The sequence below is a fragment of the Trujillonella endophytica genome, from assembly GCF_900110555.1.
Lineage (GTDB): Bacteria > Actinomycetota > Actinomycetes > Mycobacteriales > Geodermatophilaceae > Trujillonella > Trujillonella endophytica.
The window spans coordinates 42,981-56,713 of record NZ_FOEE01000016.1 but is presented as its reverse complement, the minus strand read 5'-3'; the positions used below and the strand labels follow the sequence as shown (position 1 = coordinate 56,713).

Genomic DNA, 13,733 nt, shown 5'->3' with positions numbered 1-13,733 from the left:
GGTGCGGCTGTACGTCCGGCCGGCCTAGCCGCTGGGCAGCACGTCGACGACGTGCAGGACCACGGCGGCTATGTTGTCGCGGCCACCGTTCTCGACCGCCTCGGCGACCATCCGCTGCGCCGTGACATCCGGCGTGGTGTCGCTGCCGATGAGCTCAGCGAGCCGGTCCTCGGGCACCTCGTTGGACAGCCCGTCCGAGCAGACGAGGAAGCGCTGCCCTTCCCCCACCGGCAGCATCGTCACATCGGCATCTCCACCGGCGCCCACGCCGAGCGCGCGGGTCACGATGTTCCGCTGCGGATGCGTGGCGGCGTTCTCCGGCGCCACGTGCCCGCTCTCGATGAGCACCTGCACCAGCGAGTGGTCGACGGTCACCTGACCCCACGAGGTCGGCGTCCAGGCGTAGACGCGCGAGTCGCCGATGTGGAACACGGCCCAGCACAGCTCCCCCGCGTCCTCCACCAGGGCCACGCCGGCCACGGTCGTGCCGGCGCCCACCATGGAGATGTCGGCCTCGCCCAGGGAGCGGATGCCCTCGTCGGCCATGCGGATGGCGTCCTGCAGCGCCTGCACCGTGAGGGTGGGCTGCCCGATCGTCTTCGACAGGGAGTCGACCGCCTTCTGCGCCGCCTCGGCACCGGCTGCATGGCCACCCATCCCGTCGGCGACGGCGAACACCGGAGGCACGGCGAGGAACCGGTCCTGGTTCTCCTCGCGCTGCCCGATGTGGGTGGCACTCCCCCACGACAGCTGTACCTGCGGCATCGGTCTCCCGTCTCGACGCGGCCCCGCTGCGCACGTCTTCCCCGTGAGCCGGTGAGCCTATTGGCCGAGATGGCCATCAGCCGACCCGGCCGTCGTCCTCCAGGGATATCCGCTGGTCGCCCCGACTACCCGCACTCAGCGGTAACCCTGCGCACAGCCCCGCGCGGCGGCGGAACTACTGCCAGTGCTGCGGCGGCGCGGGCGGCTGGACGGGAGCGGGAGCAGGGGGCGCCACCGGCGCGTCCGCCATGCCGTAGCGGCGGCGGACCGCCTGCACGACGTTCGGCGGGAGCCCCGCCGCGATCGCCGGCGCCAGCAGGCCCGTGACCGCACCCCACAGCGCGAGGATGAAGGCGACCAGGAACGGGTTGAAGGTCTCCTCGACGCTGACGCCGGCGCGGAAGCCGCCACCGCCCGTCGACGAGTCCACGGCGAACCGCAGCAGCAGGGCGGCGACCAGCGCCACGAACGCGAGCGCGGCGGCGAACCGCAGGCCCTCCAGCCGGGCCGTCAGCATCGTGTGCTGCCGCAGAACCACCACGACCGCCACGGTCTGCATCACGGCGAACAGCACCACCGGCGCCAGCCAGAAGGCCCCGTGGACGTCGGTGAAGGTCAGCAGGTCGATCGAGCTGGTGCCGGTGATCTCGTCGGTGAGCCCGCCCTCCCCGGTCAGCTGCCCTCCGGCCGCCCACAGGACGACGGCCAGCGTCGCGTTGACGAAGGCCAGCAGCGAGACGCCGAGGAACTGCGGCACGCCCTCCTCCCCGCCGTTCTCGGCCAGCGCCCAGATCATGAAGACGACGGCCCCCACGGTGCCGGCCGCGAACACCACCAGCGCGCCCCGCAGTGCGGGCATCACCCGCGGCCGGAACCGGCCGAGCAACGGTGCCGAGCGCCGCAGCAGTGCCACCAGGCCCGTCGTCGCGACGGCGAACAGCAGCGCGCCGAACAGCGTCGACCACACGCCGACGCCCAGCCGGCCGTTCAGGTCCACCAGCTCGCCGAGGCCGCCGTCGTCGAACCGGTCCGGCGTGTAGCGGGCCAGCAGCGGCAGCGGGATGAACAGCAGCGCGAAGACCAGCGCGGTCCGCACCAGGTCGGCGAGCACGTCGCGGCCGCGGGCGACCTCGCCCCGGCGCAGCCGGCGGGCGAACGTGGCGCCGAGGACGAGCATCCCGACGAGCGTGACCGTCAGCGGCAGCACCCCGATGCTGACCGACGCCGTGGCGGAGTCGAACGAGTCGGCCTCGGCCTCGGCGAACGCGTCGCCGCCGACCGCGAGGCACACCCCGGCGAGGATCAGCACCAGCGTCTCCGCGAAGCCCAGGTCCCCGTTGGCGATGAGCAGCATGCCGAACAGCGAGACGCCGAGCATCGCCACCACGGCGAGCACCGCGGACTTCGCCGGGCCCAGCCAGTCGCCGGTGAGCAGCGCCTCGACCGCGCTCCAACCCGGCGGGGGAACGCCCGGACCGCCGCCGTAGGGCGAGGAGCCGTACGGGGCCGCGCCGTACGGGGCCGCGCCGTAGCCGGGCGGTGGCACCGGCGCGCCCTGCGGGTACGGCATCGGCGAGGTCCGGGGCTCGTACGGGGGCTGCGGCACGTAGGGGGGCTGCACGGGCGGGGCCTGGCCGGCGAACGACGGTGCCGCCGGTGCCGGAACCGCCGGCGTCACGGCCATCCCGCAGCCCGGGCACCAGCCGGAGCCGTACTGCAACCCCGTGCCGCAGTTCCCGCAGAGACTCTGCGTCATCGTCGTGCGTCCCCCGTCGTGCTCGAGTGCCGTCGCGCCGTCGCGACATCGACCCCGACGGTAGGCAGGCGACCCGAGCGCCCGGCGATCCGGCGGCCGTGTCGGCGGGCGTACCGGAACCGTGATGTCCCAAGGGCCCTGTTTGCCCCCTCCCGTGTCCTCGACCTCGCGAGCCCCACCCTGCTCGGTGGCTGCTGGACCCGGCTCGACAGCGCTGCTCTCATACGCCGGCCAAGTAGGGCCCGATGGACCGGAGAACCAGAGATCATGAACTCGCGACGGATCACGTTCATCACCGCAGCGGCGGCTGCCGCCGTGCTGACCACTTCGGGGGCAGCATCGGCTGCCCCGACGACCGAACAGGTGTACGCGCCTGACGGCACCGGGGAGTGGCACACCGCTGACACGCGCCCGGACGGGTCGCTCACGTGGACCGAGGAGTACGGAGGGGCGCTCGGCAACGGAGCCGTGCTGTTGGACACGCCCAGCAACCCTGCAAAGGTGCAGCTGCTGACCGACGCCCATGACGACACACGGCTCGCCGACATCACCGCGCTCGGCTACGCCACGTACGTGGTCGAGGCACCGGCGGGGAACCCCGGCACCCCCGCGCTCAACATCCGGTTGGACCGCGATTCCGACGGCGTCGTCGACGCCTACCTCGTCTACGAGCCCTATCAGGACGACTTCTACGGCAACGGCGCTGTGCACCCAGGCGTCTGGCAGACGTGGGACGCGTGGCACGGCGGCGAGTCCGAGTGGTGGAGCGGGCAGATCGGCGCGTGCCCGCAGGATGCGCCGTGCTCGATCAACGAGCTCCTCGATCTCTACCCTGACGCGACGATCCAGGAGGACTCCACCAGCCTCCGGTCGCCCTCGACACCGGCCGGGGCAGATTTCCACGGCAGCATCGGCTTCAACCAGGGTTCGTACAACGCCGGCGTCGTGGGCGCGGCCGACGCGCTCCACATCGCCACGAGGAGCGGCGTCGACGTCACCTACGACTTCGAGGCGGGCGAGGCCCCGGTCCGGCTGACCGGGAAGAACGACTGCAAGAACGGCGGCTGGGCCACCAGCGACGAGCCGGTGTTCCGCAACCAGGGTGCCTGCGTCAGCTACTTCTCCCGGAAGTAGCTGCACCCGAGCCAGTGCCCTCCGCCGGTACGGCGTACCGACGGAGGGCGCTGCCGCTCATCGGTCTCTTCCTGGAACGCTATGGCCGGGCGGCCGCCAGTGCCTGGGCCACCATCGCCGCGAACTGCTGGTGCCCCTCGGCGGTCGGGTGCAGGCCGTCGTCCCCGTACGGCAGGGTCCAGCCGGCGGTGGAGACGTACTGGCGGTCGGCCTCGGCGGCTGCAACCGCCAGGGCCGCGTCGATCGCCGTCACGTCCCCGCGTCCGGGCGTGGTCGGGGGCCCCACGACGACGACGCGAGGAACGTCCGACAGGTCCGCCAGTACCTCGCCGGCGGCCTCCTGCACCTCCGCCGGGTCGGCGTCCGCGTCGTTCAGTCCGCCCTGGACGACGACGGTCCCCGGGGACCACTCCAGGACGTGCTCGACGCGGGATCCGAACGTCTGCCCGCCGCACGAGCCCCCGTTGACGAAGCCGGTGCCGCCGATCGCGTCGACGTACGTCGTCCACCCCTGCAGGCGGCCCAGCGCCGTCGACCACGCCTGCTCGCGCTGGTCGGGAAGGAGCATGCCCTGGCTGTAGGAGTCGCCGAGGATCACCGCGACCTCGCCGCCCGTGGCGACCGGACGCTCGTCGTCCCGGGCCTCCACCTCGGCGCTGATCGTCCGGCACAGGGCCTCGTCCGGGTCCTCGCCGCGCTGCGTCCACCAGACGGCGACGCCGGCGATGACCACGAGCGCCAGCACGAGACCGATCACCAGCGGTCGGGACAGGTTCGGCCGGGCGCGCACGGTAGTCACGGTACGTGACTCGAGGTTCGCGGACGGTCAGGCGGCGAGGGCCTGGCGGAGCAGCGGCTCGAAGCGGTCGGCGAGGTAGGCGTCCGCCTCGGCGGTGAGGTGCTCGCCGTCGGGGCCGACCAGCTGCGGCGCGTCGGCCAGCCAGCCCTCGGCGATCGGGTCGACGAACGTCACCCCCGCCGTCTCCGCGGCCAGGCGGAGCACGTTGCGGTTGTTGCGGACGCCCGCGGGCGGGGCGTCGTCGGGCCACGGCGGGCCGACGACGACGAGCTCGGCTCCCGGCGCCTGCTCGGCGATCGCACCGATGGTCACGCCGATCGCGAACTCCACCCGGTCGGCGATGCCCGCGGCGTCGAACCGGCTGTCGAAGATCAGCACGACGTCGACCTCGCTCAGGTCCGCCGCCGCCACGAGGTCGGGGATGGTGGCGTCGTCCTCGGTCCCGATGGTCACGTAGCCGGCGTCACCGGTGGTCGCGACGGTGAACTCCGCGTCCGGCAGGCGCCGCTCGAGCACGGCGGGCCAGCCGACGCTGCCGGCCGCGAAGCCGGCCGTGTCGACGTCCCCGACGACCAGGACCCGGGGCGCGTCGCCGTCGCGGGGCTCAGCGCTCGTGGCCGCGCTGCCGGATTGCGTTGCGGGCGCCGTGGTCGGGAGCGCGGCCCGGGTGGACGGGTCGGCCTCCGGCGACTCCCGGTCCAGCGCGAACGGCAGCATCACCAGGATCGCCGCCAGGCCGACGGCCATCGTGGCCCAGGCCCACCAGGGCGGCTCGTTCCACCAGTGGTCGCCCCGCGCCATGGGCGGAAGTTACCTCGTGCGGCCGCGCCCCCACCCGTCGGCTCCCACCAGCGGGCCGGGTCTGTCCGCGTCCGCCGCGAGGCGCCCGCGCTGCTGTTCCGCTTCCGGGATCCCTCCTCCGACGCGCGTAACCGACGTCGAGGAGTGATCCGGACGCGGCCTCGCCGTCCGCGTCAGGAGTGGGCGATGCCGTCCGGATCCAGGCCGACGACGGCGGCCGCGCCGGCCGCGAGCAGCCACAACCCCAGCGAGACGATCGTGCGCATCCGTGTCGCGCGCTGCTGCACCTGCTGCTCACCCATCGCCAGCCCCCCTCCACGGCAGGGGATGGACGGTAGCGAGACGGCACCGCCTCGACCAGCGGGTTGTGCACGGTGTGACGCGTGGGCCCCATCGTCATGGACCCTCCACCAACGCGGCCCTGCTGACGACCGGCGCCCCTCGTGCTCTGCCTCCCCGGGTGGGCAGAGCACGACACGCCGGGCGGGGTGACCGCGACCGCCCCCTCGGCGCGCAGAGTGGACGCCGTGCCCTTCCGCGGAGGAACCGCTCCCGGCCGCCGGGTCCTGCTCCCCCGCCGGCTCGCGGCCGCGCTGACCGTCCTCCTGCTGCTGGTCCTCGCCGCTTGCGGCGGGTCGGAGCCGCGCTCCGCGTCGCCGTCGTCGGGCCCGACGAGCTCCTCCCCGACGACGAGCGCCGCCCCCGACCCCGCGGCCCTGCTCGAGGCGCAGCTGGACGCGGTCCTGGCCGGCATGGACCGGCGCCGCCAGGTCGCCCAACTGTTCGTCGTCGGCGTGCCCGCGGCCGACCCCTCGGACGCCGGGACGGCGTTCATCCGCGACACCGGCGTCGGCGGGGTGTTCCTACGCGGCCGCAGCGCCGCCGCCGCGACCGACCTCGCCGCCGTCACCGCCGCGTGGGCGGCCCTGACCCCCGGCCTGCGCGCGTGGGTCGCCGTCGACCAGGAGGGCGGCGCGGTGCAGACGCTGTCGGGGCCCGGCTTCGCGGACCTCCCGCCGGCCGTCGAGCAGGGGGCGCTGCCGCCCGACCAGCTCGCCCAGCTCGGTGACGGTCTCGGCGCCTCCCTCGCCGCGGCCGGCATCACCCTCGACCTCGCCCCCGTGGCCGACGTCGTCCCCGCCGGCAGCGAGCGCCGCAACGAACCGATCGGCGCCTTCGGCCGGCAGTACGGCGCGACCGCGGCCGCCGTCGTCCCCGCCGCCGGCGCCGTCCTCGACGGGCTCGCCGCGCACGGGGTCACCGCGACCGTGAAGCACTTCCCCGGCCTGGGCCGGGTGGTCGGCAACACCGACGACAGCGCCGGGGTCGTCGACACCGTGACCACCCGCGACGACGAGCAGGTGGCCGTGTTCGGCACCCTGGCCGCCTCGCCCGCGGCGCCGTTCGTCATGACGAGCTCGGCGACCTACGCGCTGATCGACCCCGACGCGCCGGCCGCCTTCTCCCCCGTCGTCGTCACCGACCTGCTGCGCGGGGAGCTCGGGTTCGCCGGCGTCGTCATCTCCGACGACCTCGGCGCCGCGCGGGCCGTGCAGGACATCCCGCCCGGCGAGCGCGCCGTCCGCTTCCTCGCCGCCGGCGGCACGCTGGTCCTCACCGTCACGCCCGCCGTGCTGCCCGCGATGATGGACGCCGTGCTGGCCCGCGCCGACGCCGATCCGGCCTTCGCCGCGCAGGTCGACGCCGCAGTCCGCACCGCTCTCCGCGCGAAGGTCACCGGCGGCCTGCTGGCCTGAGGCCTGCGGTCCCGGCGGATGCGTCGATCATCGGCAGGTGGCTGCCCCCACCGGCGTGGCGGGCGACCACCTGCCGATGATCAACAAGGGGCGAGGACTCGCGCCTACCCCGCCAGCACGGGCGCGAGCACCGGGGCCAGCCGCGCGGAGTACGCGGCCGTCATGTGGGTGCCGTCGGCGAACACCGGCGTCGTCCCGACGAACAGCGGGCACTGCTCCTGCGCGTCGCAGAACCACGACCGGGTGTCCACGTAGCTGGCCTGCAGCGTCGTGCCCCGGAACGCCCGGACGGTGTCGGCCTCGTTCTCGAGGAAGTCGGTCACGTCGTCGGCGATCGTGCTCAGGCAGTCCTGCGGGGTGTTGAAGCGCGTCGCGCACGTCTGGATGTTCAACCCCGGCGGCGGGGAACCGAGCAGCACGAACCGCGCCTGCAAACCGTCGAGCGCGGTCATCGTCGCGATGAGCCCGTCGCGCCACTCGGCCAGCGCCGCGTCCCCCTCGGCCTCGGAGACCATCCGCCCGATCGAGTTGGCCGCCGAGGACATGATCACGAGGTCCGGCCGGAGCTCCTGCACCTGCGCCAGCGCCCACTCCTGGTGCGCCGAGCAGTACTCGGGGAACGCCGGGTCGCCGCGGTCCATCTCCGTCGGCACCATCGCCTGCGGGCACTGGCCGAGCGTGAGCACCCGGATCTGCCAGCCATCGGACTCCAGCGCGCGCCGGATGCCCGGCATCCAACTGATGCTGACGGAGTCACCGAGCAGGACGGCGGTCCGCTCGGCGGCCGGATCGCCGTACACGCAGCCGGCGGCGTCGGCCGCGGACCGGATGTTGAGGCAGTCGTCCACCACCCACTCCGGGACGTAGACCTCCTCCGACGTGGAGTCCAGCCCCGGCACGAGCTCGGGCCACTCCGGCGTCGTGACGGCGGCCGAGATCTCGCCCGCCAGGACGGCGGCGTGGTCCACCGACGGCGCGGCCGGCAGCGGATCGTCGACCGAGACGGGCGGGGGTGCCGCCGCCGGCTCGCTCGCCGACGCCCACGGCCAGCCCGACCCGGTCGCCGGGAGGACGACGAGGACGACGGTCAGCGCCGCGGCCGCCGCGGTGGCCACCCAGCCGCCGATCAGCGCGACGCGGCGCTCCCGCTTGCGCACCACCCCGGGCCGCAGCCAGTCCGACCGGCGGATCGGCTGCTCGACCAGGTGGTAGCTGGCCATCGAGACCACCACGGTGAGGGCGGCCACCAGCGCGTAGTAGGTGCCGTCGACCGGCAGCAGCACCGCCAGCACGACGATCGCCGGGAAGTGCCAGAGGTACAGCGAGTAGGACAGCGCGCCGAGGTAGCGGGCGAGCGGGTTGTCGAGCGCGAGGACGTGCGACGGACCGCCCGTGCCGGCGGCGATCACGAGGCCGGTGCTGAGCACGGGCAGCAGGGCGCCGGGCGCGGGGAACGGCGTGTCCGGGCCGATGACGAACGCGCTGGCGACGATCCCGGCCAGCCCCACCCAGCCGAGCAGCGGGCGCAGCCGTGCGGGGATGCGGGCGACCGCGGGCACCGCCACGGCCAGCAGCGCGCCCAACCCGAGCTCCCACGCGCGGGAGAACGTGGAGAAGTAGGCCCACGTCGGGTCGGTGGTCGTCTCGTGCAGCGCCCACGCGTACCCGCCGACGACGACTCCGACCGCGACGACGGCGATCCCCACCAGGCCCTTGGGGCCGTGCTTGCGGCGCCACCCCGCGATGCCCAGGACCACCGCCAGGACGACGGGCCAGACGACGTAGAACTGCTCCTCGACCGCGAGCGACCAGTAGTGCTGCAGCGGCGAGAGCGGGCCACCGGCCTGCAGGTAGTCGGTCCCGTTGAGGGCGAACCGCCAGTTGCCGGCGAACAGCAGCGACCACAGCGCGTCGTCGGAGGTGGTGCGCGCCCGGCTGCCGAAGAAGACGGCGTGCGCGGCGACCACGGTGGCGACGAGCACCAGCAGCGACGCCGGGAGGATCCGCCGGATGCGGCGCTTGTAGAAGTCGACGAACGAGATCCGCCCCGAGGTGCGGTGCTCCCGCAGCAGCAGCCCGGTGATCAGGAAGCCGGAGATCACGAAGAAGACGTCGACGCCGACGAAGCCGCCGTGCGGCCAGCCCAGCAGGTGGTCGCCGATCACCAGGAGGACGGCGACCGCCCGCAGCCCCTCGATGTCCCCGCGGACGTGGGAGGCCCCGTCGCGCGGTAACGCGGACGCGGGGGGACCCGACGGCACCGCGGCCGGAAGGGCCGCGCGTGTGTCTGTCGCCATCGGCGAGGGAACCCCCGAGTACCAGTGGACGCCGGCTGCGGTCGCGCGACCTCGCACGATACCCACGCGAGACGTGCGCCACGTCGCTCTGATGGGTGTCGGGCCCCGCCCGAGGGCGGGAGTGCACGTCCTGTCCCACTAGTCTCCTCGGGACGCACGGCCGGACGTGCGCCGATCGACGGAAGGTGCCGCATGCCCACTGCCCTGATCACCGGTGTCACCGGCCAGGACGGCCTGTACCTGAGCGAGTTGCTGCTCGCCAAGGGCTATGAGGTGTACGGCCTCGTCCGCGGGCAGAACAACCCGAAGGTCGACGTCGTCCGCCGGATCGACGGGCTGAAGCTGCTGTACGGCGACCTCACCGACCTCTCCAGCCTGCTGCGCGCGGTGCACTCCGCCCGGCCGGACGAGATCTACAACCTCGGTGCCATCTCCTACGTCGCCTACTCGTGGGAGAACGCGCGGCTGACCTCCGACGTCACCGGCATGGGCGTGCTCAACATGCTCGAGGCGACCCGGCTGTACTGCGCCGACGACCCCGGCCGGGTCCGCTTCTACCAGGCCTCGAGCTCGGAGATGTTCGGCAAGGTCCAGGAGGTGCCGCAGCGCGAGTCGACGCTGCTGTGGCCGCGGTCGCCCTACGGCGTCTCCAAGGTCTACGGCCACTACATGACCATCAACTACCGCGAGTCCTACGGGATGCACGCGTCGTCGGGGATCCTGTTCAACCACGAGTCGCCGCGCCGCGGGCCGGAGTTCGTGACCCGCAAGGTGACCCGCGCGGTCGCCCGCATCGTGCTCGGCCTGCAGGAGACCCTGGAGCTCGGCAACCTCGACGCCCGCCGCGACTGGGGCTTCGCCGGCGACTACGTCGAGGCGATGTGGCTGATGCTGCAGCAGGAGACCGCCGACGACTACGTCATCAGCACGGGCGAGACGCACTCCATCCGCGAGTTGCTGGACGTCGCCTTCGCGCACGCCGGCATCGCCGACTGGACGTCCTACGTCTCCCTCAACCCCGAGCTGCTCCGGCCGGCCGAGGTGGACCTGCTGATCGGGGACTCCACCAAGGCCCGCGAGCAGCTCGGCTGGAAGCCCAAGGTCGGCTTCGAGGAGATGATCCGCATGATGGTCGACGCCGACGTGGCGGAGCAGCGCGCGTCGGTCTCCTGACGTGGGGGCGGACTGACGTGGGCACCGCCCTGGTGACCGGCGTGACCGGTCAGGACGGCGGCTATCTGGTCGAGCAGCTCGTCGCTGCCGGTCACGAGGTGCACGGCGTCTGCCGCGGCGAGCTCTCGCGTGCCGGGGAGCTGCCGCACCTGGCCGCCGTCGGCTCGCGGCTGCGGCTGCACCGCGCCGACCTGCGCGACGTCACCGCGCTCGTCCGCGTGATCGACGACGTCGCCCCGGACTGGCTGTTCAACCTGGGCGGGCTGTCGAGCGTCGCGGCCTCCTGGACCGACCCGATGACGACGTTCGACACCAACGCGCGGCCGGTGATCGGCGTCCTGGAGTACCTGCGCGGACGGCAGAACCGCGGCGAGCGCCCCATCCGGTTCATCCAGGCCTCCAGCGGCGAGAGCTTCGCCGGTGGCGGGGGCACGATCGACGAGACCACGCCGGTGAGCCCGGTCAACCCGTACGGCGCCGCGAAGGCCCTGGGCCACCAGATGGTGGGCATGTACCGGACGCAGGGAGTGCACTGCAGCTCGCTGATCCTGCTGAACCACGAGTCACCCCGGCGTCCGCACCGATTCGTCACCCGACGCATCACCGCCGGCGTCGCGGCCATCGCCGCCGGCCGCGCGGGGGACCTGACGCTGGGCAACCTCGACGTCTGCCGCGACTGGGGCTGGGCGCCGGACTACACCCGGGCGATGCTGCTGGCCGCGGAGGCCGACGAGCCCCGCGACTACGTCGTCGCCACCGGCGAGGCGCACAGCCTCACCGACCTCGTCGCGGCCGCGTTCGCGCGGGTCGGCATCGACGACTGGGAGCGCTACGTCAGCTCCGACGCAGCGCTGCTGCGCCCCACCGACTCGGCCGTGCTCACCGGCGACGCCACCCGGCTGCGGGAGTTGCTCGGCTGGGCGCCGACGGTCGGCTTCCGGGAGATGGTCGAGGCGATGGTGGACACCGACGTCGCGGAGCTCGGCGGGGTCGCCTGACCCGGCTGCCCCCCGTGCGATTCCGCGCTTCTGCACGGTGCGGAAGCGCGGAATTGCCCGTCAGCGGGTGATCGTCGAGGCGTGCTCGTGCGCCCGCGCCGCCAACCGCTCCCGCTGCGGGACGACGACGTACTTCGGGTCCTTCGCGCTGGCCACACCCGCCTCGAAGACGCCGAACCGGGTCAGCAGCGAGCCCGCCGCCAGCAGCAGCCCCGAGCCGACGGCGCCGGCACGGGTGCGGCCGCCCAGCAGGGCCAGCCCCAGCCCCGAGGCGGTGCACGCCCTGGCCGCCCGCATCAGCACGCCCGGCCGGCCCAGGTGGTAGGGCTCGGCGACGATCGAGTCGCTGCCCTCCACCCGGCGGACGACGGCCAGTTCGATCGCCGCTCCCGCGATCGCCATCCGCCGAGCCGGCTCGGACTCGGCGAGCGGGGTGAACACCATGCAGAGGCCGCCGCCGGCCGCCATGCCCGAGGCCCCGAACACGAACGGTAGCTGGGTGTGCGCCGCGTGCCAGGTCGGGACGGCGGTGTTGGCCAGCAGGACGCCGGTGTAGGTCGCCAGCGGCCCGCCGAACAGCGCGGCCACCACCCCGCCGAAGCGCTTCAGCCCCGGGAACCACCCCAGCAGCTCCACGGCCGCGGTCGTCGAGGCCGCGGCGCTGAACGGCGCGAGGATGTAGGTGCCCACCGACAGCGGCGAGGTCGGCTTGAACACCCGCAGCATGTGCAGGAACCGCGCCGGGCGGCCGAGGTCGTGGATGAGGAAGACGACCGAGGCCAGCGCGCCGCCGCCGGAGACGTAGCGGCCCACCCGGGTGAGCGCCGGGCGCCCGGTGACGTCGGCCAGGGCCGCCAGGATGGACGACGACCCCGCCGCGCCGCCGAGGAACAGGTACAGCGGGACGTCGGGGGACTTCCACACCGGGGCCTTGAGGATCGGCCGCCCGTAGTAGGAGGTGAACTCGACGTCGTCCACCATGGCGATCTCGCCGCGGCCGCCCCGCCGTCCACCCTTGCGGCGCTTCGTCCGGGGCTGCGCGGCCTGACCGCCGTCGGCCCGCCGCCAGCCGCCTCCCGGGGTCGCGATCCCCTCGGTCACCGCGCCCCCTCCCCTTCGTGCACGTCCGCGGAAGTGCACACCCGCTCCGTCATCGGGGGCGCCTCGAGCCGAACACCGCGGTCGCGGCGACACCCACGATCATCAGCGCCGCCTTGCCCGCGGCCTTCCACATCGCCGGCAGGTCGCGGGTGGTCACGACCGGATCCGGGGGCAGGCCGTACACCTCGGGCTCGTCGAGCAGCAGGAAGAAGGCGCCGTTGCCGCCGACCCCGTCGTCCTCGTCCCGGCCGTAGAGCCGCGCGGTCTCCACGCCCTGCTCCTTGAGCGTGGCCAGGCGGGCGTCGGCGCGGGCCTGGAGCTCGTCGAGGTCGCCGAACTGGATCGACTGGGTGGGGCAGGCGGTGGCGCAGGCCGGCATCAGCCCGTCGGTGAGCCGGTCGTAGCACATCGTGCACTTGAAGACCCGGCCGTCGTCCTCCCGGCGGTTGATCACGCCGTACGGGCAGGCGGAGACGCAGTAGCCGCAACCGTTGCAGATGTCGCCCTGGACGACGACCGTGCCGAACTCGGAGCGGAAGAGCGCTCCGGTCGGGCAGACGTCGAGGCAGCCGGCGTGCGTGCAGTGCTTGCAGACGTCCGACGACATCAGCCAGCGGACCTGCTTGTCGGTGCCGCTCTGCCCGGTCTGCGGGTCGAACTCGGTGAGCGCCTCGGCGTTGAGCACGCTGCCCCGGGGGTCGTCGCCGGGCCGCCCGACGGTAGGCATCGGCAGGTCGACCGTGCGCACCTGCTCGATGAAGGCCACGTGCCGCCAGCTGTTCGCGCCCAGCTGGCCGGTGTTGTCGTAGGACATCCCCGACAGGCCGATGACGTCGCGGGTGCCGTGCGAGTCGTCCATCGGGAGCGTGTTCCACTCCTTGCAGGCGACCTCGCAGGCCTTGCAGCCGATGCACACCGAGGTGTCGGTGAAGAACCCGACGCGCGCCGGGTGGTCCTCGTCGTAGCCGGCCTCGGCCGTGACGTCGGGCAGCGGGCCGAAGAGGCGGTTGTGCGGGTCCTTGCCGGTGAAGGCCGGGCTCGCCGAGCTGATCGAGGTCATGCCGGCCTCCCTCCCGGGGTCGTGGTCCCGCTCGTGGCGCCGCGCCACGGGGCGCCGTCGCACCGGGCGCCGTCCTCCCTCACCGCAGCGCG

Annotated in this window: 12 protein-coding genes; 4 read left to right on the top strand and 8 right to left on the bottom strand. The window is 73.7% G+C overall.

Translation table 11 applies throughout. The annotated features are described in order from the left end of the window. Positions 1-24: 24 nt before the first annotated feature. Positions 25-765: a PP2C family protein-serine/threonine phosphatase gene (locus BMY88_RS20125; protein ID WP_091947976.1), complete on the bottom strand. Its 741-nt coding sequence runs from the start codon at positions 763-765 to the stop codon at positions 25-27. 175 nt (positions 766-940) lie between these two features. Next, the gene (locus tag BMY88_RS20120) at positions 941-2,521 is read right to left on the bottom strand and encodes a streptophobe family protein (protein ID WP_139220532.1); all 1,581 of its coding nucleotides are present in this window, start codon (positions 2,519-2,521) and stop codon (positions 941-943) included. Between the two features lie 363 nt (positions 2,522-2,884). Here BMY88_RS20120 and BMY88_RS20115 point away from each other — a divergent pair, with 363 nt between their 5' ends. After that, positions 2,885-3,655: a hypothetical protein gene (locus BMY88_RS20115; RefSeq protein WP_091947970.1), complete on the top strand. Its 771-nt coding sequence runs from the start codon at positions 2,885-2,887 to the stop codon at positions 3,653-3,655. 79 nt (positions 3,656-3,734) lie between these two features. On the opposite strand, the gene BMY88_RS20110 is transcribed toward BMY88_RS20115, so the two are convergent. The 3 genes from BMY88_RS20110 to BMY88_RS24735 all read right to left on the bottom strand — a co-directional run bounded on the left by BMY88_RS20110 (position 3,735) and on the right by BMY88_RS24735 (position 5,557). After that, the gene (locus BMY88_RS20110) at positions 3,735-4,445 is read right to left on the bottom strand and encodes an SGNH/GDSL hydrolase family protein (protein ID WP_091947967.1); all 711 of its coding nucleotides are present in this window, start codon (positions 4,443-4,445) and stop codon (positions 3,735-3,737) included. A 36-nt stretch (positions 4,446-4,481) separates the two neighbouring features. Further along, positions 4,482-5,255 (bottom strand): SGNH/GDSL hydrolase family protein, encoded by a 774-nt coding sequence (locus BMY88_RS20105; protein WP_091947964.1) that lies wholly within the window; start codon positions 5,253-5,255, stop codon positions 4,482-4,484. Between the two features lie 173 nt (positions 5,256-5,428). After that, entirely contained in the window at positions 5,429-5,557 is a 129-nt protein-coding gene (locus BMY88_RS24735; RefSeq protein WP_280138749.1) for a hypothetical protein, read from the bottom strand. 225 nt (positions 5,558-5,782) lie between these two features. Here BMY88_RS24735 and BMY88_RS20100 point away from each other — a divergent pair, with 225 nt between their 5' ends. Next, the gene (locus tag BMY88_RS20100) at positions 5,783-7,012 is read left to right on the top strand and encodes a glycoside hydrolase family 3 N-terminal domain-containing protein (protein WP_139220531.1); all 1,230 of its coding nucleotides are present in this window, start codon (positions 5,783-5,785) and stop codon (positions 7,010-7,012) included. A 104-nt stretch (positions 7,013-7,116) separates the two neighbouring features. Here BMY88_RS20100 and BMY88_RS20095 read toward each other — a convergent pair whose 3' ends face one another. Then, the gene (locus BMY88_RS20095) at positions 7,117-9,309 is read right to left on the bottom strand and encodes an acyltransferase family protein (RefSeq protein ID WP_091947958.1); all 2,193 of its coding nucleotides are present in this window, start codon (positions 9,307-9,309) and stop codon (positions 7,117-7,119) included. A 192-nt stretch (positions 9,310-9,501) separates the two neighbouring features. Between BMY88_RS20095 and gmd the strand changes: the two genes are divergently transcribed. Both gmd and BMY88_RS20085 read left to right on the top strand, forming a co-directional pair. Next, the gene (gmd, locus tag BMY88_RS20090; RefSeq protein ID WP_091947955.1) at positions 9,502-10,482 is read left to right on the top strand and encodes a GDP-mannose 4,6-dehydratase; all 981 of its coding nucleotides are present in this window, start codon (positions 9,502-9,504) and stop codon (positions 10,480-10,482) included. Positions 10,483-10,499: 17 nt separating this feature from the next. Then, a complete protein-coding gene (locus BMY88_RS20085; RefSeq protein ID WP_091947951.1) occupies positions 10,500-11,480 on the top strand; it encodes a GDP-mannose 4,6-dehydratase in 981 nt (326 codons plus the stop codon). A 60-nt stretch (positions 11,481-11,540) separates the two neighbouring features. Here the strand turns inward: BMY88_RS20085 and nrfD are convergent, their stop codons facing one another. Continuing rightward, the gene (nrfD, locus tag BMY88_RS20080; protein ID WP_091947948.1) at positions 11,541-12,581 is read right to left on the bottom strand and encodes an NrfD/PsrC family molybdoenzyme membrane anchor subunit; all 1,041 of its coding nucleotides are present in this window, start codon (positions 12,579-12,581) and stop codon (positions 11,541-11,543) included. A 49-nt stretch (positions 12,582-12,630) separates the two neighbouring features. Continuing rightward, positions 12,631-13,641 carry a 4Fe-4S dicluster domain-containing protein gene (locus tag BMY88_RS20075; protein WP_091948089.1) on the bottom strand — a complete coding sequence of 337 codons (1,011 nt, stop codon included), beginning with the start codon at positions 13,639-13,641 and terminating at the stop codon, positions 12,631-12,633. Positions 13,642-13,733: the final 92 nt, after the last annotated feature.

Coding starts and splice junctions, on each gene's coding strand:
- BMY88_RS20105 (WP_091947964.1), bottom strand. CDS start 5,255: ATGGCGCGGGGCGACCACTGGTGGAACGAGCCGCCCTGGTGGGCCTGG.
- BMY88_RS20120 (WP_139220532.1), bottom strand. CDS start 2,521: ATGACGCAGAGTCTCTGCGGGAACTGCGGCACGGGGTTGCAGTACGGC.
- BMY88_RS24735 (WP_280138749.1), bottom strand. CDS start 5,557: ATGGGTGAGCAGCAGGTGCAGCAGCGCGCGACACGGATGCGCACGATC.
- BMY88_RS20095 (WP_091947958.1), bottom strand. CDS start 9,309: ATGGCGACAGACACACGCGCGGCCCTTCCGGCCGCGGTGCCGTCGGGT.
- gmd (WP_091947955.1), top strand. CDS start 9,502: ATGCCCACTGCCCTGATCACCGGTGTCACCGGCCAGGACGGCCTGTAC.
- BMY88_RS20075 (WP_091948089.1), bottom strand. CDS start 13,641: ATGACCTCGATCAGCTCGGCGAGCCCGGCCTTCACCGGCAAGGACCCG.
- BMY88_RS20125 (WP_091947976.1), bottom strand. CDS start 765: ATGCCGCAGGTACAGCTGTCGTGGGGGAGTGCCACCCACATCGGGCAG.